Consider the following 20,332-nt stretch of genomic DNA (forward strand, 5'->3'; position numbering starts at 1 on the left):
CAGCAGGCTACCGCCTCATTATCATTGTCATATGCTAAAATTCATTTTGTCATAGGTCAATAATGATCGACGGAAAAACCGCTAACGAAATTTTTGACAGTATCCGTCAACACATTATCGCCGGCACGTTACGGGCAGAGGATTCGCTCCCGCCGGTACGGGAGCTGGCAAGCGAATTAAAGGTGAACCGCAATACCGTCGCAGCGGCGTATAAACGGCTGATAACGGCGGGACTGGCGCAAAGTTTAGGCCGCAATGGGACGGTGATTAAAGGCAGTCCGTCTCCCGTAGCGCTGGAAGGCGGCGATCCGCATACGCCTCTGCACGACCTTTCCGGCGGCAATCCCGATCCGCAGCGTCTGCCTGACCTCAGCCGTTATTTTGCCCGTCTCAGCCGCACGCCGTATCTCTACGGCGATGCGCCCGTTTCCCCTGAACTACACGCCTGGGCGGCGCACTGGCTACGGGATGCCAACCCCGTCGCAGGCGAAATTGATATCACCAGCGGAGCTATCGACGCTATCGAAAGACTGCTTTGCGCGCATCTGCTGCCGGGCGACAGCGTCGCGGTGGAAGATCCCTGTTTTTTAAGCAGTATCAATATGCTGCGCTATGCCGGTTTTAGCGCCAGCCCGGTCAGTGTGGATAGCGAAGGAATGCAGCCTGAAAAGCTGGAGCAGGCGCTAAACCAGGGCGCGCGGGCAGTGATCTTAACGCCGCGCGCACACAACCCTACCGGCTGTAGCCTGAGCGCTCGCCGTGCCGCTGCGCTGCAAAATATACTGGCGCGTTACCCTCAGGTACTGGTCATTATCGACGATCACTTCGCCCTGCTTTCTTCGTCGCCCTGGCAGCCGGTTATTGCGCAGACAACGCAACACTGGGCGGTGATACGCTCCGTTTCCAAAGCCCTCGGCCCCGATTTACGTCTTGCTATTGTCGCCAGCGACAGCGCGACCTCGGCAAAACTTCGGCTGCGGCTAAATGCCGGTAGTCAGTGGGTCAGCCATCTGTTACAGGATCTGGTCTACGCCTGCCTGACCGACCCTGAGTATCAGCACAGGCTGGCGCAAACGCGGCTGTTTTACGCCACCCGGCAACAAAAACTGGCCCGCGCCCTACAGCAATATGGCATCGCCATTTCTCCCGGCGACGGCGTGAATGCCTGGCTCCCGCTGGACACCCATAGCCAGGCTACCGCGTTTACGCTGGCAAAATCCGGCTGGCTGGTACGTGAGGGCGAAGCCTTTGGCGTAAGCGCGCCGTCTCACGGTCTACGTATCACGCTGTCGACATTAAATGACGGCGAGATCAACACGCTGGCGGCTGATATCCATCAGGCGCTAAATCGCTAACAGGAGAAAATAACGTGCGAGTTCATTTTGTTATCCATGAGTCGTTTGAATCCGCTGGCGCTTATCTGAAATGGGCTGAAGATCGCGGTTATACCATTTCATGGTCGCGCGTCTATGCCGGAGAAGCGCTACCGCCCAATGCAGATGAGTTCGATATGCTCGTGGTATTTGGCGGTCCGCAGTCGCCGCGCACCACCCGCGAAGAGTGCCCGTACTTTGATTCTCAGGCCGAGCAACATCTGATTAACCAGGCGATTTCGGCACGAAAAATCGTGGTGGGGATCTGTTTGGGCTCGCAGTTAATTGGCGAAGCGCTGGGCGCCAAGGTGTGCCAAAGTCCGGAAAAAGAGATCGGTCACTGGCATAACGACATGCCGGGGTTAACCGACCAGGCGATAATTCTTGCTACCAGTGAGGGCTGCCCGCGACAAATCGTGCAGTACGGCAATTTTGTCTACGGCTTCCAGTGTCATATGGAATTTACCGTCGAGGCGGTTGAAGGATTAATTCAACATTCGCAGCAGGAGCTGGCCGACGCGCAAAGGAAGCGTTTTATCCGCTCGGTCGCCGAGATGCGCGCATGGAATTATCAGCAGATGAATGAAAAGCTGTGGCGTTTTCTGGATGAACTCACGCTGGCGCACTCACAGAAATAACCACACCAGGAGTGCAACTTATTACCCGGCTAACGGTCTGAGGTGCAGTGATTATTGCATGAAAAAGGATTTTACCATGAAGAAAATTGTCTGCGCCGTCGTCGCGCTCCTGCTGACCCTCCCCGCCTGGGCGAAGCTAAACGCCCATGAAGAAGCGCGCATTAACGCCATGCTTAATGTGCTGGCGCAGAAAAAGGATCTGACCTTCGTTCGTAACGGTGATGCGCATAACTGCGAGGAAGCCGTATCGCACCTGCGCTTAAAACTGGGTAACACGCGCAATCGTATCGACACCGCTGAACAGTTTATCGATAAAGTCGCGTCGTCGTCGTCCATCACCGGAAAACCCTATATCGTTAAAATTCCTGGTAAAAGCGATGAAAACGCGCAGCCTTATTTACATGCGCTTATTGCGGAAACGGATAAAACGCTATAACACACGGGTGCCATACGACGATGGCACCTCGTTTAAATCCCTGCCCCCTGGCTGAAATGCTCTTCACCAAACACGCAGGTAGACAAGTAACGATCGCCGCGATCGCAGATAATCGCCACCACTACCGCGCCGGGCGTGGCTCGTGCGACGCGTAACGCGCCCGCTACCGCGCCGCCAGAGCTGACGCCGCAGAAAATCCCTTCACGAACGGCCAGTTCACGCATGGTGTTTTCGGCATCATTCTGATGAATATCCAGCACCTCATCTACCAGCGAGGCGTTAAAAATGCCTGGCATGTATTCCGCAGGCCAGCGGCGAATGCCCGGAATACTGCTGCCCTCTTCCGGCTGCAGGCCAACGATGGTGACCGGTTTTTCCTGCTCGCGCAGAAAACGCGACACGCCGGTAATGGTGCCGGTCGTGCCCATGCTGGAGACAAAATGGGTGATGCGACCTGACGTTTGCCGCCAGATTTCCGGGCCGGTGGTCGTGTAGTGGGCGTAGGGATTATCAGGATTATTAAACTGATCGAGCAGTTTACCTTCTCCGCGCTCAGACATAGCGAGCGCTAAATCGCGCGCCCCTTCCATTCCCTGCTCTTTAGTGACCAGAATCAGTTCCGCGCCATAGGCCCGCATTGCCGCCCGACGCTCCTGGCTCATGTTGTCCGGCATCAACAGCTTCATGCGATAACCTTTCAGCGCGGCGATCATCGCCAGCGCAATGCCAGTGTTGCCGCTGGTCGCTTCAATCAGGACATCGCCCGGTTTAATTTCCCCGCGCTTTTCCGCCTCGACAATCATCGATAGCGCCGCGCGATCTTTCACCGATCCTGCCGGATTATTGCCTTCCAGCTTGACCCAGATTTCACTGCCGTTATCCGGCCCCAGCCGTTGTAATTTGACCAGCGGCGTATTGCCGATGGTTTGTTCTAATGTATTCACGTTTTCAGCTCAATAAAAATGCCGGGTGGCGCTGTGCTTACCCGGCCTACAAAATCACGATATACGCTGTAGGCCCGGTAAGCGAAGCGCCACCGGGCGATAACTATGCAAATTAACCTATCAGGCAGACTCCGCAAGAGCAAGCGCCTCATGGGGCTCAATACGCTGGTCGCCATGATAGAGACGTGCGTTCTGTAAGCCGACAAACAAACGCTCGCCGCGCTGCGGGACGTCGTCACCCGCCATCACCACCGTCAGCGGATCGTGATACCACCCCAGCGGCTGTACCACTAACTGTGTATAGTGACCTTTCGGGCTGGCCTCAATGACCTGTACTGGTAGCGGAGAATCCAGGCTGGTGCGGCGGCTAATATCCACCTCCCACGGACGCAGGAACAGATCGACCGACCCCTGGTACGCGGGCGTATAACCCAGCGGCCAGCGATGCGCGCCAACGTGAAACTGCCCGCCGCGGACGGTGCCTATCAGGCGGTTCACCTCGCCCATAAACTCCAGTACGAAGCGGGTTGCCGGTTCACGCCACACCCGATCCGGCGCATCAGCCTGTTCGATATTGCCCTGACTCATCACCACTACCCGATCCGCCACTTCCGTCGCTTCTTCCTGATCGTGGGTGACAAAGACGCTGGTGAATTTCAGTTCTTCATGTAGCTGGCGTAACCAGCGACGTAACTCTTTACGTACCTGGGCATCCAGCGCGCCAAACGGTTCATCCAGCAGTAGAATTTGCGGTTCCACGGCAAGCGCGCGCGCCAGCGCCACGCGCTGTTTTTGTCCGCCGGAAAGCTGGGCGGGGAAGCGATCCGCGAGGTGCGCCAGTTGCACCATCTCCAGCAATTGCGTCACTTTCGTTTTAATCGCCGCCGCAGTTGGGCGGTCACGTCGCGGCAGCACCGTCAGGCCAAAAGCGATGTTGTCAAACACCGTCATATGGCGAAACAGCGCATAGTGCTGAAACACAAAACCGACTTTACGCTCACGCGCGTGCAGGCGGCTAACGTCCGTACCGTGGAAACGAATATGACCGCTGGACTGATGTTCCAGCCCGGCAATAATGCGCAGCAGCGTCGTTTTGCCGGAACCAGACGGCCCCAACAAGGCAACCATCTGGCCGGAAGGAATATCCAGCGAGATATCATTCAGTACCTGAGTGCGACCAAACGATTTCTTAATTCTGGCGATCTCAATGCTCATGATTTTCCTCCTGTTGCGCGCGTTTTTCCTGATTCTCCAGGCGCCATTGCAACATGCTCTTCAAAAACAGGGTAATAATCGCCATTAGCGTCAACAATGCGGCGGCGGTAAAGGAGCCGACGGTGTTGTAGTCCTGCTCCAGTAATTCAATCTGTAACGGTAGCGATAACGTTTCGCCGCGAATCGAGCCGGACACCACCGACACCGCGCCAAACTCGCCAATCGCGCGGGCGTTGGTTAATACCACGCCGTAGAGTAGCGCCCAGCGAATATTCGGCAACGTCACGCGGCGAAACATTTGCCAGCCGGATGCGCCCAGTAAAATCGCCGCCTCATCTTCCTGACTGCCCTGGCTGAGCATCACTGGCACCAGTTCGCGCACCACAAACGGACAGGTGACAAAAATAGTGACCAGTACCATCCCCGGCCAGGAGAACATCATTTGCAAATTATGCTCATCCAGCCAGCCGCCCAACGGGCCGTTGGAGCCATAAAACAGCAGATAAACCAGACCGGCCACCACCGGCGAGACGGCAAAGGGAATATCCAGCAGGGTCAGCAGTAGCTGACGTCCGGGGAAGTTAAAGCGCGTCACCAGCCACGCCAGCAGAATGCCGAACACCAGATTCACCGGCACTGCGATCAAGGCAATCAACACCGTCAGCCAGATGGCGTGCAGCATGTCCGGATCGGCCAGATTTTGCAGTACCGGCATTAACCCTTTGCTGAACGCTTGCACGAAGATGTAAATCATCGGCACCAGCAGGATAAACGCCGAAACGAGCATCCCGACGCCAATCAAAAACCATTTTCCCCAGTTAATACGGGGGACGTCGTATCGCTTCAATTGAGTCACTTCCGCCATTAATGACCTACCACACGTCGACCAAAGCGACTTTGCAAGGTATTGATAGAGAACAGCAGCAGCAGTGATGCCGCAAGGATCACCGAGGCAATGGCGCTGGCGGCGGGGTAATCAAACTCCTGCAAACGCACAAAAATCATCAGCGAGGTCACTTCTGTTTTCCAGGCGATATTTCCGGCGATAAAAATCACCGCGCCAAACTCGCCCAGGCTACGGGTAAAAGAGAGCGCCACGCCGGCAATCAGCGCAGGCGACAGCTCAGGCAGCACGACTTTGCGAAAACTTTGCAGGCGGGTGGCCCCCAGCGTTTGTGCCGCTTCTTCATATTCCGGCCCCAGCTCTTCCAGTACCGGCTGGACGGTGCGTACCACAAATGGAATGCTGGTAAAGGCCATCGCCACCGCAATACCGAGCCAGGTATAGGTCACTTTGATATCAAACTGCGCAAGAAACTGACCGTAGAAACCGTTCACTGAGAACAGCGAGGCCAGCGTTAACCCCGCTACCGCTGTCGGCAGCGCAAACGGCAGATCCATCAGCGCATCCAGCAATGTGCGCCCTGGAAAACGGTAGCGGGTTAAAATCCACGCCATCAGCAGGCCAAACACGCCGTTAAAAATCGATGCCACAAATGCCGCCAGTAGCGTCACTTTATAGGCAGCCACCACCTGAGGGTTGGTCACGACATCCCAGTATTGCGACCAGCTCATCTGTGAGAGCTGCATCACCAGCGCGCTCAACGGCAACAGCAGGATCAGGCAGACAAACAGCAAACTGGTGCCGAGGCTTAACGTAAAGCCGGGCAGCACGCGTCGGGAAGAAACGGCAAGCATTACTTACGCCCCGCCGCCAACAGTTTGTCCAGCTCGCCGCCGCTGGCAAAGTGCGTTTTCATCACTTCCGGCCAGGAACCAAACTTGTCTTCCACGCGGAACAGTTCGGTCTGCGGGAATTTATCTGCTTGCTTGCCTATGATTTCCGGGTTATTCACGCGGTAGTAGTAATGGGTGATGATGGTCTGCGCCTGCGGGCTATACAGCCAGTTCAGGTAAGCTTTGGCGGCTTTTTCTGTGCCGTTGGCCTTCACGTTTTTATCCACCCAGGCAACCGGGAATTCAGCAAGAATGTTCGTTTTCGGGATCACCACTTCAAATCCCTGGGCTTCATATTGTTTGCGGATGTTGTTCACTTCCGATTCAAAACTAATCAGCACATCGCCCAGACCACGCTCGGCAAAGGTAGTCGTAGCGCCGCGGCCGCCGGTATCAAACACTTCGACGTTTTTCAGGAACTGGGTCATAAACTGTTCGGTTTTGGCTTTATCGCCGCCGTCTGCGTTATCCGCCGCGCCCCATGCCGCCAGATACGTGTAACGGGCGTTGCCGGAGGTTTTCGGGTTAGGGAAAATCAGCTTCACGTCGGAACGTACAAGATCGCTCCAGTCGTGAATATTTTTCGGGTTCCCCTTGCGCACCAGGAAGCCCATCGTGGAATAGAATGGCGAACTGTTGTTCGGCAGACGGCTTTGCCAGTCGGCAGGGATCAGTTTGCCTTTATCATGAAGAATCTGTACGTCGGTCACCTGATTGTAGGTCACGACGTCTGCCTTCAGTCCCTGCAAAATCGCCAGCGCCTGTTTTGATGACCCGGCATGAGACTGCTTAATCGTCAGTTTGTCGCCGCCGTTATCTTTTGCCCATTGTTGCTCAAACGGCGGGTTAAGGGCGGCAAACAGCTCGCGGGAGACATCGTATGAGCTGTTCAGCAGCTCCGTTGCCTGCGCCTGCCCTGCCAGTAACAGCATTGCTGCCAGCGTTAGGGGTCTCTTTTTCAGTAAGTTAACGGCCATTGCGCACCCTTATAAATTTAATGACTTTCTTATGGTCATCATATTTATAACCCGCGCTAAAGGAGTAACGGTTTTATATACCGTTTGATGATTTGAAAGTTGAAAAGGGAATAAGAGAATCCCTCCCCACGCGGCGCGGGGAGGAGACCGGCATCAATCAGACGCCTACGCTTACGCTTTCAGGCAGGGTACTGCCGCCATCAATGACGTTTTGCGTTCCGGTAAGATAGCTGGACTCATCGGAAGCCAGAAATGCCGCCAGTTCCCCTACTTCCAGCGGATCGGCAAGGCGGCGTAGCGGAATGGCTTTTGCCATTTCCGTTAATACCGATTCCGGATCGTCAGGGTTAGACTGACGGGCAATGCTTTCCGCCATCGGCGTTCTTACATAACCGGGGCAAATGGCATTCACACGAATACCGGACTGCGCGTACTCTACCGCCAGCGATTTGGTTAAACCGACAATGGCGGCTTTTGACAGCGCATAGGCCGTTTCACCCGGGTCCGCCACCATATCTCCCGTGACGGAAGACATCATCACAATGCGGCCATCTTTACGTTTGATCATCTCCGGCAGGACGGCTTTGGTGGCGTTCCAGACACCTTTAATATTAATATCAATGTGGAAATCGCGATCTTCTTCACTCATATCGAGGAAGTTGCCCAGACGGCACACGCCAGCGTTATTCACCAAAATATCAATTCGACCTTCAGTCTCTTTGGCGCGCGCAACCGCCGCCTGCACCGAAGCAAAATCTCTGACGTCAGCCTTAACGGCAGTACAGCGATGCCCGCGTCCGCCCAGCTCATCCGCCAGTTTTTCAATCTCATCGGAGATATCCAGCAAGATTAAGTTCGCGCCGTGGCGTGCGAATACGCGAGCGATCCCTTCGCCAATGCCCTGCGATGCGCCCGTAATCAATGCTGTCTTGCCCGTGAGTTTACCCATTTTCAATGTCTCCTTTTGAATATGGAGTCTTACACTCCATTAACACTGAAAATACAGTAATAACAAATAAGTGCTGAGGAATAGCTCACTAATTCAGGTAAATATTAGGTAAAAAAATCCCCGCGGAGGCGGGGATGGGCATTTTTATGCTGTTCTGCCTGATGACGCTGCGCTTATCAGTCCTACCAATCGTAGGTCAGATAAAGCGGTTGCGCTGCCATCCGACAGGGTTTTACCTTATAGCGCTAACAGGCGGTCCAGCGACGGGGCAAAGTAATAGCCACCGGTTACCGGTTTGGTGAAGCGCAGCATCGCGTCGCGTTTACCGTCGGTATCGCCGAACATACTCAAAAGCTGCTGTTCGATATTGTGCAGACGTGCGCAGTAAGCGCAGAAATAGAGACCATGAGTACCGCTGGCGGTGCCGTATGGCAGGCTCTGGCGTACAATCTTCAGCCCTTTGCCATCTTCTTTGAGATCGACGCGGCTCAGGTGAGACGTTGCCGGACGCGCATCGCCGTCAATCTCTTCATTGGCTTCTTTGGTACGCCCGATCATCATCTCCTGATCGTGAATACTCATCCGGTTAAGTTGCTTGAGATTGTGTTCCCAACGCTGCACGAACACATAACTGCCGCCGGCATCCACGCCATCTTTGATCACCGCCACTTCACGGCGCGTCTCTTCGCCCGCCGGGTTCTCTGTCCCGTCGACAAAGCCGCTCAGATCGCGTTCTTCCACCCAACGGAAACCGTGAACTTCTTCTTTCACGTCGATACAGTCGCCGAAGGCTTCCATCGCCGCCTGGGCAACAGAAAAATTCACATCGTGGCGCAGGGAAAGGATATGGATCAGCACGTCATACTGCGTGGCCGGCGCCAGCCCTTTACCATAAGGAATAAAATCTTTCAGTTCTTCCGCCCCGACGCCGCCGCTCAGGGCGCGCCAGGTGTTGTTGCCAAACGCCACAACGGCCCCAAGATGGGCGTCCGGAAATTTGACTTCGAAGGTCGCCAGTTTATCGGCAAATGTTCTGCTGGCCGCGCGCAGGGCGTCCAGGTCGCCTTTCACATTGGCTTCAATCCAAATTGCCGCACGGCAATGTTCCGGCAAAATGCCACTTTGAACCTGAGACATGATTCCTCCTGAAAATGAGAATGCCACGCAGTCGTGGCATTAATGGAGGCTATTTTACCTTGTTTTTAAGCGAAGCGGTTTGTTCAGGCGCAAATTAACGACGCCAGATAATTTTGCGCACGTCCCAGTTTTTTAAGACGTCATCAGGAGGCATTAAGCCTTCCGGTCCGCTCCACTCGCCGGAGAAAACATAGCTAATATGCTGACTTCCCTCGGCTTTACATTCGACGCTGGTATGGCTATCGCTGGAAACCGGCTCGCAGTGACCAAACGCTTTGCTGTAAAGGTCGCTAAACGGCGTACCGATTTTGCCCCCCGCGGCAGTTGGGATATCGCTGTCCAGTACATCAATACGGCTCACGGTTCCCTGCTCGCCGTTGATCACCATCGCGACATTGTCGCCCTTCATCGCTTCGAAAAAGCGCACCACGTTGCCGTTATCGGTTTTCATACCGCTACGCAGGCGATAATCGCCATCTAATGCCTCTGCAATAGCCGGTTCTTCCAGCGGCGTGGCGGCGGTCAGCGCTCCCACGCCTTGCTCAGTGACTTCTGTCGAGGAACCAAACCAGTTCCATGGATTTGCGGCAGACCAGTTGACCGAGGAGAGCGTCGAGCAGCCGGTCAGCGCCAGCGGCAGTGCGAGTAAAGTCAAACGCAGCGATTTCATCTCACTTCCTTTCTTTTATTAATTAACGTTGGTTGGAGTGCGGGTTCGCCAAAAAGTGCCGTTATTCTTTCTCAAGGGAAAAACAGGCACGCAAACGTTGATTGGTTAACAGCCAGATCAGCGCGACGATGTCCGCCAGCAGCAGCGCCAGCCCGACGCCGTTGACCGGGTCGCCACCCAGCCACATCACCGGCAGCCAGCACAACGACACCAGTTGAGCGAGGATCAGGAGTCCGCGTAGCCAGCGCCACACACCAGGAAACGCTTCACGCCGCCCGCTGAGTAAAAATGCCACTACCGCCGGAACGCCGGGCAACAGCCCCAGCCAAAAATTGTCATGGTCGGGATAAAAAAAGTTTAACAAAGTATTACCCTGTCCACGGGATGAACCGGCAATGACAAAGAGTACCCAGGCGCGCGCCTGAAGTAACAGTACGCACCAGAACAGAAACGGCAGGCGTAAACGTCCGTGTACGTTATAATCGGCTGGATGAAACTCAGTACTCTTCATCTTCAATCAGGCGTTTACCCAAACTTAGGGCGTCAGAATGCTCATACCCCAGACGTTCATACATGCCCAGCACAACGTCGTTATCATCACGCACCATAATTTGGATTTTCGGACACCCGCGGGCGATGAGTTTTTTTTCCAGCCGGTTAAGCAACGCATTCGCAATGCCGCGCCCGCGGAACTCCGGGTGAACGCCCAGGTAATACGCCGAGCCGCGATGCCCGTCATAACCGCCCATTACCGTACCGACGACTTCGCCGCTAACTTCCGCAACGAGGAACAAGCTGACATCGTGATTCACCTTGCGTTCAATATCCATTTCAGGATCGTTCCATGGACGCAGCAGGTCGCAACGCTCCCAGAGGGTGATCACCTCTTCGAAATCTTCCTGGCGAAAAACGCGTATTTCCATGGTATTCGTTGCCTTTTCGGGTGGAAAAACCAAGATTATGGCGCAAACATCTGATTCAGCCAATATCTGACGCGATGTAGCGGAAAAAATGGCATAATGGCGATGTGTCACGTATTGAAATGAAAAGTAAAACAATTCTCATCACCAACCGTCGTAACGGATTACGCGATACGATATAACATCTTGAACTTAATTTTCACAACTCAGGCCGTATGAGCACTTTTAAACTCCTAAAAACTCTCACATCGCGCCGCCAGGTACTCAAAACAGGTCTGGCGGCCCTGACGCTGTCAGGTATGTCGCACGCAGTAGCCAAAGAAGAAACGCTAAAAACCAGTAATGGTCACAGCAAACCCAAAACCAAAAAAACCGGCAGTAAACGGCTGGTGATGCTCGACCCCGGACACGGCGGCATCGATACCGGCGCGATTGGCCGCAACGGTTCTCAGGAAAAACACGTCGTACTGGCAATTGCCAAAAACGTACGCGCTATTTTGCGCAATCACGGAATCGATGCGCGTTTAACCCGGACAGGGGATACCTTTATTCCGCTGTACGATCGGGTGGAAATCGCCCATAAGCACGGCGCGGATCTGTTTATGTCCATTCATGCCGATGGTTTTACCAATCCGAAAGCGGCGGGCGCTTCCGTTTTTGCGCTTTCCAACCGCGGGGCCAGTAGCGCCATGGCGAAGTATCTCTCCGAGCGTGAAAACCGCGCAGACGAAGTGGCGGGTAAAAAAGCCACTGACCGGGATCATCTATTACAACAAGTTTTGTTTGATCTGGTGCAAACCGATACGATTAAAAACAGTCTGACGCTGGGTTCGCATATTCTCAAGAAAATCAAAACCATACATAAATTACACAGCCGCACTACCGAACAAGCGGCTTTCGTGGTGCTAAAATCACCGTCAATTCCGTCGGTGCTGGTTGAAACCTCGTTTATTACCAATCCGGAAGAAGAACGCCTGCTGGGCACGACGGCGTTTCGCCAGAAAATCGCTACGGCGATCGCCAACGGCATCATCAGTTATTTTCACTGGTTTGATAACCAGAAAGCGCACACGAAGAAACGGTAATCATGAAACCCGATGCACATCACGTAAAACAGTTTCTGCTACGCCTGCAGGATGATATTTGCCAAACGTTATCCGCTGTGGATGGCGCAAACTTTGTCGAAGATAGCTGGCGACGCGAAGCGGGCGGCGGCGGACGCAGCCGGGTATTACGCAACGGCGGGATTTTCGAACAGGCGGGCGTTAATTTCTCTCACGTTCACGGCGATGCAATGCCCGCGTCCGCCACCGCGCATCGGCCAGAACTCGCCGGGCGTAGCTTTGAAGCGATGGGCGTATCGCTGGTGGTGCATCCGCACAATCCGTATATTCCCACCAGCCATGCTAACGTGCGCTTTTTTATTGCCGAAAAACCGGGCGCCGATCCGGTGTGGTGGTTTGGCGGCGGGTTCGATTTAACGCCCTACTACGGCTTTGAAGAGGATGCCGTTCACTGGCACCGCACCGCCCGCGACCTGTGCCAGCCGTTTGGCGACGATGTGTATCCGCGCTATAAAAAGTGGTGCGATGACTACTTTTTCCTCAAGCATCGTAACGAGCAGCGCGGTATCGGCGGCCTGTTTTTTGACGATTTGAATACGCCGGATTTCGACCACTGTTTTGCTTTTATGCAGGCGGTCGGTAACGGCTACACCGAGGCGTATTTACCGATTGTCGAACGACGCAAAGCGATGGTCTGGGGAGAGCGGGAGCGTAATTTTCAACTTTATCGCCGTGGTCGCTACGTGGAGTTCAATCTGGTATGGGACAGAGGCACCCTGTTTGGTCTGCAAACCGGCGGGCGCACTGAATCTATCCTGATGTCGATGCCGCCGCTGGTGCGCTGGGAGTACGACTGGCAGCCAGAAGCGGGTAGCCCGGAAGCGGCGCTGAGCGAGTTTATTCAGGTACGCGACTGGGTGTCGTTACCTGATAATAGTTCCGTTTCGTAGGCCGGATAAGACGCAACGCGTCACCATCCGGCATGGGAATCATCTCATTGCCTGATGGCGGCTTGCGCCTTATCAGGCCTACCGACACTACCAACCGCAGACGGCAGCGAATCCGTAGGCCCGGTAAGGCGCCAGCCGCCACCGGGCAATTCCCGACACGCGCACGTTATCAGCAACCGGAGAGCCTACCCATCAATATCAAGCCCATTGCCGCATCCGTTGATGCAGCGTCAACGACGGTTTTTCGGCAAATAATTGCTGATAATCGGTGGCAAATTGCCCCAAATGCCAGAATCCCCACTGCATCGCGGCATCTTTCACCGTGGCGCTCTGCGACCACGGGCTAATCAGTTCCCGGCGTACCGCGTTTAAGCGAATACGTTTCAGCCACGCATTGGGGCCAATACCCAAAATGGCGTGAAACGCATTTTGCAGCGTGCGACGGCTTACGTGTAGCTGGTTACATAAGTCGAGCACCGTCAGCGGCTCCGACATATTTTCCAGCACATATTCCCGCGCCCGCGACAGTAGTCTACGATATCCCTGATGGCTGATGCTTTCGGCGCTATGAATCGGCTTCGCCTCTTCCAGCATCGTGCCCATCGCCAGCAACAAATTATCACTCAAGACCTTACGCACCGCAGGTTGATGCAGGGTTTCAGGACTCTCGCTAAAGGTGGCCAGCGCCTGCTGCACAAAGCCCCACAGCGCCGCTTTATGCTGCTCTTTTACCTCCAGCGCTAACTGATTACGTAGCATATGCAGCACCCTTTCCGGGTTATGCAAAAACGTGGCCTGACGGGAAATAACATCTTCCGAGATAACGACGCCCAGAATGGTGTAATCATCCGGCGTGCTCAGTTCAAACTCGGTGCCTCCCGGTCGGGTGGCAATCTCGGCGCTGCCGAGCCCCTGCGCGCCGATAAATCCCTGTTCGCCGCGCGTCGCCGGAATACCAAACCAGAAAGAGTTTGGCCAAACCAGACACGACTGACGCAGCGCCAGGCCGGTGTATTCACGGAACACCTGAATCTCATCAAGCAGGATTTCCGTGAACTCGCCATGAAATTTACCCGGGTGTAACTGATCGTAGATCTGCTGCCAGGCGGTGATAGTCAGAGCATGTTCATAGACATCCGTCGTCCGTCGCTGATGAACATTGTCCACCTCGACTCTGGGCGTAAGTTTAACGTCTTCGGGTAACGCTTCATGATAAAGATGGTGCAAATTCGCTGTACAGGTCTTTTTCATGATCTTCTATGCCGGACGTCCGCCAGGACGCCCGGCCCTCCGACAGATTAATTTTTGATGCGATAGCGACTACTGCGTTTACGCAACGCTCCGTCAGAAAAGAGTTGTTCCAGCACGTTTCTGGCCTGCTCCAGCGGCCAGCCAAAATGCGCGGCCACCTCTCCCGCCGTCATTCCCTGGCGTACTGATGCCAGCAGCGCCAGTAACGCTTCAGCGAACTCAGGCGTTGCGGGTACCTGGGGCGCTTTCTCAGTCGGCGTTGTCGCACGCGCAAACCCGCCAATCAGCCACTGGGTGTCCTCTTCCGGACGACCAATTTCTTTGCGACTAATCACACGGCCTGTGCGCTGCGCGGCGGCGCTTCCGGCATCCAGCGCCGCACGACACGCCGCCAGATCGCCCTCCACCACCAGCGTGAGCCTGCCAGGGTCGAGCACTTGGTGACTGAGCAAACGCACGTTGGCCGCTTTCAGCATGGCATCCGCCGCATCGACGGCGGCGACCATTCCGTCCACTTCCAGTAATCCCAGGGCATTGATCATTGGCAGCCTCCGTTACGCACGCTGGACAGGGTTACGGGCGATATCCAGCACGGCGTCGGTAAAGGCGTTGCAGGCGGCTTTACACGCGGCCTGGCTTCCCGTTAAGAACGCGGCCGAATAGTTGGTTTCCGACGGCGGCGGCACGTAAGTCACCAGCTGAACGTCAGCGGATTTCATCGCCGCGTCAATGCCGAATGTCGCTTCCAGCGGCGGCGCCACCAGGTAGGCCATTGGATCGCCCAGCGCGATACCTGCGGTAGACGAGAGGTACGAGCCGGTACGCGAAACCACATGCGCCAGGAACGCGGTATTTTCCGCATCGTTCGCCCACTGGAACGCCGCGCCGTTTTCAATGCTGGCGACCATTGCATCCAGACCGGCGCGCACTTCCGCCGGGTTCGGTCCGCCCAGCATAATCAACACATCACCGGCGGTAGGCGACGGCCCGTGAGCCGCCCCGGCATAGAGGGAGCGGCCATAGACTACTTCCACCATCGCCTGTTTGGTCGCTTCGTCAGCGGCAATATAGGTCACATCATCAGAATCTGCCGTGATGAGTCCGAGACTACGTATATGTGGCGGTAATTTAAGTTCCCGCGCAAAGCCGTCATTCACGGAGGCAATCACGCGCATGGCAGTCACTGAAGGTCGAATCAAATCTAATGCAGGCATGATGTCTCCTTAACGGGTCATGTTGATGCCGGACGCTTTCTGCTCCAGCATCCGTTTGGCCAAATCCACAATCACCGCGGCGGCTTCTACTGGCGGCGTCCCCCCCTGATGAATGTTTGAAATACAGGTTCTGTCGGCCTCGACGGTGGTCGCCACGCGCGGGGAATAGACGGCGTAGCAGGAGAGGCTTTCCGACTGCCCCAGCCCCGGACGTTCGCCCACCAGCAGGATGACGACCTTCGCGCCGAGAATTTCGCCAATCTGATCTTCAATCTTCACGCGGCCATAGCGCACAAAGAACGGCGTGCCGACGTTCAGCCCGGCCTGCTTCAGACCAGCAAGCAGCGGCGGCAGGATCTCTTCATAGTTGGCGGTGATCGCATCCGTAGAGAGGCCATCGGAGACCACTACCTGCACATCCGGGTTCATCACGCACTGCGACTTCAGCGCGTCAATGGCTTCCGGGCTCAGGCGACGCCCCATATCCGGGCGCGTCAGGTACAGGTTTTTGTCGCTGATCTCCGAACGCACTTCCAGCAACCCTTGCGCTTTTACCCACTCTTCCGGCACTTCTTTGAGCACGGTGTCTTTCGAACGGGAGTGATCCGCCAGAAAGCGCAGCAGCGCCTGGGTGCGCGGACGCGGCCCGGCACGACCCGTGCAGACGCGTGCCGCAGTACTGCGACGCAGTTCGGTCAGCACGTCCGCACGATGTGGGTTCTCGACGCCAATCCAGGCTTTTGCCTCTGCGGAACCTAAATCCAGCGCGCAGCTTTCGGTCACCGTCGGCGAGGCGCACTGCGGCTTTGCGCCTTCCTGCTTTGACGGCGCGACGGGCTGCGGTACGTCCTGTCCCATTGACGCCATCACGCTACGTACAATTTCTTCAATCTGTTTTTGATCCATGGTGTTATCCCCGCGTCATCAGAAGAACAGTGACGGATCGCCCGCCCGTTTGGTCAGACGACCGTTTGCCATAATGCCCATCGTTTCCAGCCAGCGTTCAAACTCCGGCGACGGCCGTAAATTCAGCAACTGACGGACGGTGGCGGTATCGTGGAAAGCGGTGGTCTGGTAGTTGAGCATGATGTCGTCGCCGAGCGGCATCCCCATGATGTAGTTACAGCCGGCAGTGGCGAGCAGAATCATCAGGTTTTCGTTAAGGTTCTGGTCGGCATCGGCATGGTTGGTATAGCAGCAGTCGCAGCCCATCGAGATGCCGCTCAGCTTGCCCATAAAGTGATCTTCGAGACCGGCGCGGATAATCTGCCTGTCGTTGTAGAGATACTCCGGCCCGATAAAGCCCACCACGGTGTTCACCAGGAACGGATCGTAGTGGCGAGCCAGCCCGTAGTTACGCGCTTCCATCGTCACCTGGTCGGCACCAAAGTTCGCGCCAGCCGACAGCGCCGAGCCCTGTCCGGTTTCAAAGTACAGGCAGTTTTCCCCGGCGATGCGGTTGAACTCCGCCCCCACAGCCCGCGCTTCGTCGAGCATCGCCAGCTCGACGCCGAACTCTTTTAAACCCTTCTCGCTGCCGCAAATGCTCTGGAAAATCAGTCCGCCCGGCGCGCCGCGACGAATCGCTTCAATCTGGGTGGTGACGTGCGCCAGCACGCAGCCCTGGGTCGGAATATTGAATTTATCGATAACGCCGTAAACGGTGTCGAGCACGCGGGTCAGGTTCTCCACGTCATCGGTCACCGGGTTAACACCGATCACCGCATCGCCTGCGCCGAAAGAAAGCCCTTCGTAGATTTGCGCGGCGATACTCTGTACATCATCACGGGTATCGTTCGGCTGCAAACGGCAGCTAAAGGTGCCCGGAATACCGATGGTGGTATTGGCTTTTTTGATCACCGGCATTTTCTTACCGCCGTAGATCAGGTCGGCGTTGGAGCAGATTTTCGCCACTGCCGCCACCACTTCGGAGGTCAGGCCTTTGCGGGTAAACGCGATGTCGTCCACGGAGGTTTCATCGCTCAGCACGTATTCGCGCAGTTCGCTGATGCTCCAGTTTTTAATCCGGTTATAGGCCGTTTCGTTGACGTCGTCCTGAATCAGGCGCGTCACGCAGTCCTCTTCATAGGCAATCACCGGATTGTTGCGGATATCCGCCACCGTCATTTCCGACAGTACCTGTTTTGCCGCTACGCGCTCCTGCGAACTTGCCGCGGCAACCCCGGCCAGCACATCCCCCGAACGCAGTTCGTTGGCTTTGGCCAGTACCTCTTTTACATCCTTAAACTGATAAACATTGCCGAACAATGTGGTCTTTAGTTTCATAAGTCGTTCCCTCAGGAAGGAAATGCGAGTGATTTCACCGTCACCGGCACAACCGACCCGCCAAAAAGAGGCGTACCAATGTCGATATAGTCTCCCGCCCGCACGACCACCTCATCGATGACCGCCAGCGGAAGTTGCGGTAACTGTGGGCGCAATAACATGCCCAGCGCTTTACCAAAATCCTGCTCGGCCACCACCAGCAGGGGATGTGGATTGGGATAACGCGCGACAAAAGCCGTCAGCGCGTTGATGACCGTGAGTAATGCGGCGTAACGCACCGGGAGCGTGGCGGGAAGCGCCAGCACGTAAGCGTCGGTTTGCGCCGGAAACTGCACGTTCATCTCGCGCAGACGCGGGTGCTCATGCAGCGCGGTCGCCAGCAGCGGTCCAATGTCAGAAAAGCAGAACGGATCGGCAGGCTGATGGCGATAGCACTCGCCCACCCCGCCGGAAAGAGTGATCACCTCCGGCGTAATATCGGCGGGCAGCAGCCCGGTTTGCATCAGCGATTGCGCCAGCGGCGAAAGCGCGCCGGTGATAACCTCGACGATGAGATCCGCCATCCGCCGCGCCACCTGCCCCAACTGTGCGGCAGCTAAGGCGCGAGCATCAGTACCCGAACCGAACACCTCATCGATAATCATCTGCCCCGGCTGGTGGGCATAAACCACGCGCCCCTGAGCGTCGGTTTCCAGCAGGCGACCACCGACGTTAAGACAGGCGGTGCCGCTGACTTTTCCCGCGTCAAACAGCGCGTAGTTAGACGTGCCGCCGCCGATATCAATATTCAGCACCCGACACATCCGCTGCTCAGACAAGCTTTGCGCTCCGGCGCCGTGACCGGCAATGACTGATTCCAGATGCGGCCCGGCGCTGGCGACCACAAAGTCGCCCAGCGACTGCGAGAGCGTCATAACCGCCGGACGGGCGTTGCGGGTTTTGGCGCTTTCGCCGGTGATAATGATAGCCCCGGAGTCCACCGATTCAGGCGCGATGCCTGCGGCCTGATACTGGGCCAGAATCAGCGCTTTAAGTTCGGCCTCTTTCAGACCGCCCTGCTTATCCACGGGCGTAAAGAAGACCGGGCTTTGCCAGCTAATATCGCGTTTGATGAATTCGTAGCGCGGCACCTGCGACACCGCCGCACGGTTAACCAACTCCAGGCGCGAGAAGATCACCTGCGTGGTGGTGGTGCCGATATCGATACCGACGCTCAGTAGCTGGCGAGTGTTCACGATTGCGCCTCCGCTTCGGTTTTCACCTGGGCGGCGTCATCTTTCGGCACCAGCATCATCGCCACGCCAATCGCCGTCACGCCGCCGATCAGCTTGCCGACAATCATCGGGAAGATCATGGCGTTCATGTTGGCGGCGGCGAAGCCTAAATGGTCGCCCAGAGCGAATGCCGCAGAGACGGCAAATGCGCAGTTAATCACTTTGCCGCGGGTATCCATCTGCTTCATCATGCCGAACATCGGGATATTGTTCGCCAGGGTCGCTACCATGCCTGCCGCCGCAATATTATTTACGTTCAGCAGCTTACCGACATTCATCAACGGTTTTTCAAACCAGCGGGTCAGTAATAGCACCATCGGATACGCGCCGAGCAGCACGCAGGAGATAGAGCCGATCACTTCAATGGCGCGCATCACTTCGCCGGGTTTGTCGCCTGGCGCCATAAAGATCGGGTCGAGTCCCGGAATCAACTCCCAACCCAACAGGAATTTAACCACCGCAGCCGCCAGACCGATGGTGATCAGCGCCACCAGAAATTTGGCGAAAATCTGGAAACCGTTGATCATTTTTTCCGGGATGAACTTCAGCCCCAGCGCTACCAGCACCGCGACGATCAATACCGGGATCATGTTCATCAGGATCAGCGCGAAGGTAAATTCCACGGGCTGACCATTGATCTGCACGCCTGAGTACATGGCGATCACCCCCCCCGCAATGCAGCCAATGGGAATGGTGACGATACCCGCGAGTACGCCAAGCGCCAGGTAGCGGCGGTCAGACGGTTCGATAATGCCGAGCGCCACCGGAATGGAGAACACAATGGTCGGCCCCATCATCGACCCAAGTATTAACCCTGAGTATAGCCACGCCGCGACATCACCGCCGGCCAGCTCTTTGGCGAGGAAGAATCCGCCCATATCACAGGCCAGCAGCGTACCCGCGAACATGGATGGGTTCGCGCCCAGCATTTCGTATACCGGGATAATAACCGGCCCCAGTACATGCGCCAGCACCGGCGCCAGCGCGGTCATACCGACCATCGCCAGCCCCAGCGCGCCCATCGCCATAAAGCCCTCTTCAAACTGGCCGCCAGACCCCTCGATACTCTTGCCGAATTTACCGAGGAAGCGCGCCGACCCGCCGAACTGCGACAGGATCCTGTCCACGGCGGCAATCAGCATAAAGAACATCATGATGTACATGATGATTTCGTTAATTCCCATAGCCCCTACTCCCTGTCATTTTTGATTTGTAAGCCGGATAAGACGTTTACGTCGCCTCCGGCATTAACGCCGTGTTATTGCCGGATGGCGGTGCGAGCACCTTATCCGGCCTA

22 protein-coding genes are annotated in these 20,332 nt (G+C 55.9%); 5 read left to right on the plus strand and 17 right to left on the minus strand.

Features of this window, described 5'->3' with window-relative positions:
- Positions 1 to 62 precede the first annotated feature (62 nt).
- From ptsJ to J4685_RS06570, 3 genes are read left to right on the plus strand one after another with little or no spacing between them, the layout of a single operon-like run.
- Positions 63 to 1,355, plus strand: coding sequence for a transcriptional regulator PtsJ (gene ptsJ, locus J4685_RS06560; RefSeq protein WP_000565125.1), 1,293 nt, complete (start codon positions 63 to 65; stop codon positions 1,353 to 1,355).
- A 14-nt stretch (positions 1,356 to 1,369) separates the two neighbouring features.
- The gene (locus J4685_RS06565) at positions 1,370 to 2,011 is read left to right on the plus strand and encodes a type 1 glutamine amidotransferase (protein WP_001263737.1); all 642 of its coding nucleotides are present in this window, start codon (positions 1,370 to 1,372) and stop codon (positions 2,009 to 2,011) included.
- Between the two features lie 58 nt (positions 2,012 to 2,069).
- Positions 2,070 to 2,447 carry a YfeK family protein gene (locus tag J4685_RS06570; RefSeq protein ID WP_000710735.1) on the plus strand — a complete coding sequence of 126 codons (378 nt, stop codon included), beginning with the start codon at positions 2,070 to 2,072 and terminating at the stop codon, positions 2,445 to 2,447.
- A gap of 32 nt (positions 2,448 to 2,479) precedes the next feature.
- Here J4685_RS06570 and cysM read toward each other — a convergent pair whose 3' ends face one another.
- The 10 genes from cysM to J4685_RS06620 form a co-directional block, all read right to left on the minus strand.
- Positions 2,480 to 3,391 (minus strand): cysteine synthase CysM, encoded by a 912-nt coding sequence (cysM, locus tag J4685_RS06575; RefSeq protein ID WP_001093887.1) that lies wholly within the window; start codon positions 3,389 to 3,391, stop codon positions 2,480 to 2,482.
- 120 nt (positions 3,392 to 3,511) lie between these two features.
- Positions 3,512 to 4,606 (minus strand): sulfate/thiosulfate ABC transporter ATP-binding protein CysA, encoded by a 1,095-nt coding sequence (cysA, locus tag J4685_RS06580; protein ID WP_000021069.1) that lies wholly within the window; start codon positions 4,604 to 4,606, stop codon positions 3,512 to 3,514.
- Positions 4,596 to 5,471: a sulfate/thiosulfate ABC transporter permease CysW gene (gene cysW / locus J4685_RS06585; RefSeq protein WP_000852705.1), complete on the minus strand. Its 876-nt coding sequence runs from the start codon at positions 5,469 to 5,471 to the stop codon at positions 4,596 to 4,598. Before cysW ends, cysA begins: the two co-directional genes overlap by 11 nt.
- Positions 5,471 to 6,304: a sulfate/thiosulfate ABC transporter permease CysT gene (cysT, locus tag J4685_RS06590; protein ID WP_000881746.1), complete on the minus strand. Its 834-nt coding sequence runs from the start codon at positions 6,302 to 6,304 to the stop codon at positions 5,471 to 5,473. The genes cysW and cysT overlap by 1 nt, the downstream gene beginning before the upstream one ends.
- Positions 6,304 to 7,320: a thiosulfate/sulfate ABC transporter substrate-binding protein CysP gene (gene cysP / locus J4685_RS06595; protein ID WP_000290269.1), complete on the minus strand. Its 1,017-nt coding sequence runs from the start codon at positions 7,318 to 7,320 to the stop codon at positions 6,304 to 6,306. The genes cysT and cysP overlap by 1 nt, the downstream gene beginning before the upstream one ends.
- 157 nt (positions 7,321 to 7,477) lie before the next feature.
- The gene (gene ucpA / locus J4685_RS06600) at positions 7,478 to 8,269 is read right to left on the minus strand and encodes an SDR family oxidoreductase UcpA (RefSeq protein ID WP_000517457.1); all 792 of its coding nucleotides are present in this window, start codon (positions 8,267 to 8,269) and stop codon (positions 7,478 to 7,480) included.
- Positions 8,270 to 8,506: 237 nt separating this feature from the next.
- Positions 8,507 to 9,406: a porphyrinogen peroxidase gene (gene yfeX, locus J4685_RS06605; RefSeq protein ID WP_000084583.1), complete on the minus strand. Its 900-nt coding sequence runs from the start codon at positions 9,404 to 9,406 to the stop codon at positions 8,507 to 8,509.
- Positions 9,407 to 9,500: 94 nt separating this feature from the next.
- The gene (locus tag J4685_RS06610) at positions 9,501 to 10,076 is read right to left on the minus strand and encodes an RpoE-regulated lipoprotein (RefSeq protein WP_000838968.1); all 576 of its coding nucleotides are present in this window, start codon (positions 10,074 to 10,076) and stop codon (positions 9,501 to 9,503) included.
- Between the two features lie 61 nt (positions 10,077 to 10,137).
- A complete protein-coding gene (locus J4685_RS06615) occupies positions 10,138 to 10,587 on the minus strand; it encodes a DUF2919 domain-containing protein (RefSeq protein ID WP_000842942.1) in 450 nt (149 codons plus the stop codon).
- Positions 10,574 to 10,999, minus strand: coding sequence for a GNAT family acetyltransferase (locus J4685_RS06620; protein WP_000406008.1), 426 nt, complete (start codon positions 10,997 to 10,999; stop codon positions 10,574 to 10,576). The genes J4685_RS06615 and J4685_RS06620 overlap by 14 nt, the downstream gene beginning before the upstream one ends.
- Positions 11,000 to 11,211: 212 nt before the next feature.
- Here J4685_RS06620 and amiA point away from each other — a divergent pair, with 212 nt between their 5' ends.
- On the plus strand, positions 11,212 to 12,081 hold the full coding sequence (gene amiA, locus J4685_RS06625) for an N-acetylmuramoyl-L-alanine amidase AmiA (protein WP_000102882.1): 870 nt from the start codon (positions 11,212 to 11,214) through the stop codon (positions 12,079 to 12,081).
- Between the two features lie 2 nt (positions 12,082 to 12,083).
- The gene (gene hemF, locus J4685_RS06630; protein WP_000801341.1) at positions 12,084 to 13,010 is read left to right on the plus strand and encodes an oxygen-dependent coproporphyrinogen oxidase; all 927 of its coding nucleotides are present in this window, start codon (positions 12,084 to 12,086) and stop codon (positions 13,008 to 13,010) included.
- A 198-nt stretch (positions 13,011 to 13,208) separates the two neighbouring features.
- Here the strand turns inward: hemF and eutR are convergent, their stop codons facing one another.
- Genes eutR through eutH form a run of 7 tightly spaced genes read right to left on the minus strand, consistent with a single transcriptional unit; the run spans position 13,209 to position 20,219 of the window.
- Positions 13,209 to 14,261, minus strand: coding sequence for an HTH-type transcriptional regulator EutR (gene eutR / locus J4685_RS06635; protein ID WP_000750491.1), 1,053 nt, complete (start codon positions 14,259 to 14,261; stop codon positions 13,209 to 13,211).
- A gap of 47 nt (positions 14,262 to 14,308) precedes the next feature.
- Positions 14,309 to 14,803, minus strand: coding sequence for an ethanolamine utilization microcompartment protein EutK (gene eutK, locus J4685_RS06640; RefSeq protein WP_000606266.1), 495 nt, complete (start codon positions 14,801 to 14,803; stop codon positions 14,309 to 14,311).
- Positions 14,804 to 14,815: 12 nt separating this feature from the next.
- Positions 14,816 to 15,475 (minus strand): ethanolamine utilization microcompartment protein EutL, encoded by a 660-nt coding sequence (gene eutL / locus J4685_RS06645; RefSeq protein WP_001111052.1) that lies wholly within the window; start codon positions 15,473 to 15,475, stop codon positions 14,816 to 14,818.
- Positions 15,476 to 15,484: 9 nt separating this feature from the next.
- Entirely contained in the window at positions 15,485 to 16,381 is an 897-nt protein-coding gene (gene eutC, locus J4685_RS06650) for an ethanolamine ammonia-lyase subunit EutC (RefSeq protein WP_000372342.1), read from the minus strand.
- An 18-nt stretch (positions 16,382 to 16,399) separates the two neighbouring features.
- On the minus strand, positions 16,400 to 17,761 hold the full coding sequence (gene eutB, locus J4685_RS06655; protein ID WP_000769990.1) for an ethanolamine ammonia-lyase subunit alpha: 1,362 nt from the start codon (positions 17,759 to 17,761) through the stop codon (positions 16,400 to 16,402).
- 11 nt (positions 17,762 to 17,772) lie between these two features.
- On the minus strand, positions 17,773 to 18,996 hold the full coding sequence (locus tag J4685_RS06660; protein WP_001097524.1) for an ethanolamine ammonia-lyase reactivating factor EutA: 1,224 nt from the start codon (positions 18,994 to 18,996) through the stop codon (positions 17,773 to 17,775).
- Entirely contained in the window at positions 18,993 to 20,219 is a 1,227-nt protein-coding gene (gene eutH, locus J4685_RS06665; protein ID WP_000512393.1) for an ethanolamine utilization protein EutH, read from the minus strand. The genes J4685_RS06660 and eutH overlap by 4 nt, the downstream gene beginning before the upstream one ends.
- Positions 20,220 to 20,332: the final 113 nt, after the last annotated feature.

The sequence above is a fragment of the Salmonella sp. 32100201201700099SM genome, from assembly GCF_017572645.1.
GTDB classification, from domain to species: Bacteria; Pseudomonadota; Gammaproteobacteria; order Enterobacterales; family Enterobacteriaceae; genus Salmonella; species Salmonella enterica.

What these genes read in the sequence shown, in the direction of transcription:
- ptsJ (WP_000565125.1), top strand. Translation starts at nt 63, where the DNA reads ATGATCGACGGAAAAACCGCTAACGAAATTTTTGACAGTATCCGTCAA.
- J4685_RS06570 (WP_000710735.1), top strand. Translation starts at nt 2,070, where the DNA reads ATGAAAAAGGATTTTACCATGAAGAAAATTGTCTGCGCCGTCGTCGCG.
- cysA (WP_000021069.1), bottom strand. Translation starts at nt 4,606, where the DNA reads ATGAGCATTGAGATCGCCAGAATTAAGAAATCGTTTGGTCGCACTCAG.
- cysW (WP_000852705.1), bottom strand. Translation starts at nt 5,471, where the DNA reads ATGGCGGAAGTGACTCAATTGAAGCGATACGACGTCCCCCGTATTAAC.
- cysT (WP_000881746.1), bottom strand. Translation starts at nt 6,304, where the DNA reads ATGCTTGCCGTTTCTTCCCGACGCGTGCTGCCCGGCTTTACGTTAAGC.
- cysP (WP_000290269.1), bottom strand. Translation starts at nt 7,320, where the DNA reads ATGGCCGTTAACTTACTGAAAAAGAGACCCCTAACGCTGGCAGCAATG.
- ucpA (WP_000517457.1), bottom strand. Translation starts at nt 8,269, where the DNA reads ATGGGTAAACTCACGGGCAAGACAGCATTGATTACGGGCGCATCGCAG.
- yfeX (WP_000084583.1), bottom strand. Translation starts at nt 9,406, where the DNA reads ATGTCTCAGGTTCAAAGTGGCATTTTGCCGGAACATTGCCGTGCGGCA.
- J4685_RS06610 (WP_000838968.1), bottom strand. Translation starts at nt 10,076, where the DNA reads ATGAAATCGCTGCGTTTGACTTTACTCGCACTGCCGCTGGCGCTGACC.
- J4685_RS06615 (WP_000842942.1), bottom strand. Translation starts at nt 10,587, where the DNA reads ATGAAGAGTACTGAGTTTCATCCAGCCGATTATAACGTACACGGACGT.
- J4685_RS06620 (WP_000406008.1), bottom strand. Translation starts at nt 10,999, where the DNA reads ATGGAAATACGCGTTTTTCGCCAGGAAGATTTCGAAGAGGTGATCACC.
- amiA (WP_000102882.1), top strand. Translation starts at nt 11,212, where the DNA reads ATGAGCACTTTTAAACTCCTAAAAACTCTCACATCGCGCCGCCAGGTA.
- hemF (WP_000801341.1), top strand. Translation starts at nt 12,084, where the DNA reads ATGAAACCCGATGCACATCACGTAAAACAGTTTCTGCTACGCCTGCAG.
- eutR (WP_000750491.1), bottom strand. Translation starts at nt 14,261, where the DNA reads ATGAAAAAGACCTGTACAGCGAATTTGCACCATCTTTATCATGAAGCG.
- eutK (WP_000606266.1), bottom strand. Translation starts at nt 14,803, where the DNA reads ATGATCAATGCCCTGGGATTACTGGAAGTGGACGGAATGGTCGCCGCC.
- eutL (WP_001111052.1), bottom strand. Translation starts at nt 15,475, where the DNA reads ATGCCTGCATTAGATTTGATTCGACCTTCAGTGACTGCCATGCGCGTG.
- eutC (WP_000372342.1), bottom strand. Translation starts at nt 16,381, where the DNA reads ATGGATCAAAAACAGATTGAAGAAATTGTACGTAGCGTGATGGCGTCA.
- eutB (WP_000769990.1), bottom strand. Translation starts at nt 17,761, where the DNA reads ATGAAACTAAAGACCACATTGTTCGGCAATGTTTATCAGTTTAAGGAT.
- eutH (WP_000512393.1), bottom strand. Translation starts at nt 20,219, where the DNA reads ATGGGAATTAACGAAATCATCATGTACATCATGATGTTCTTTATGCTG.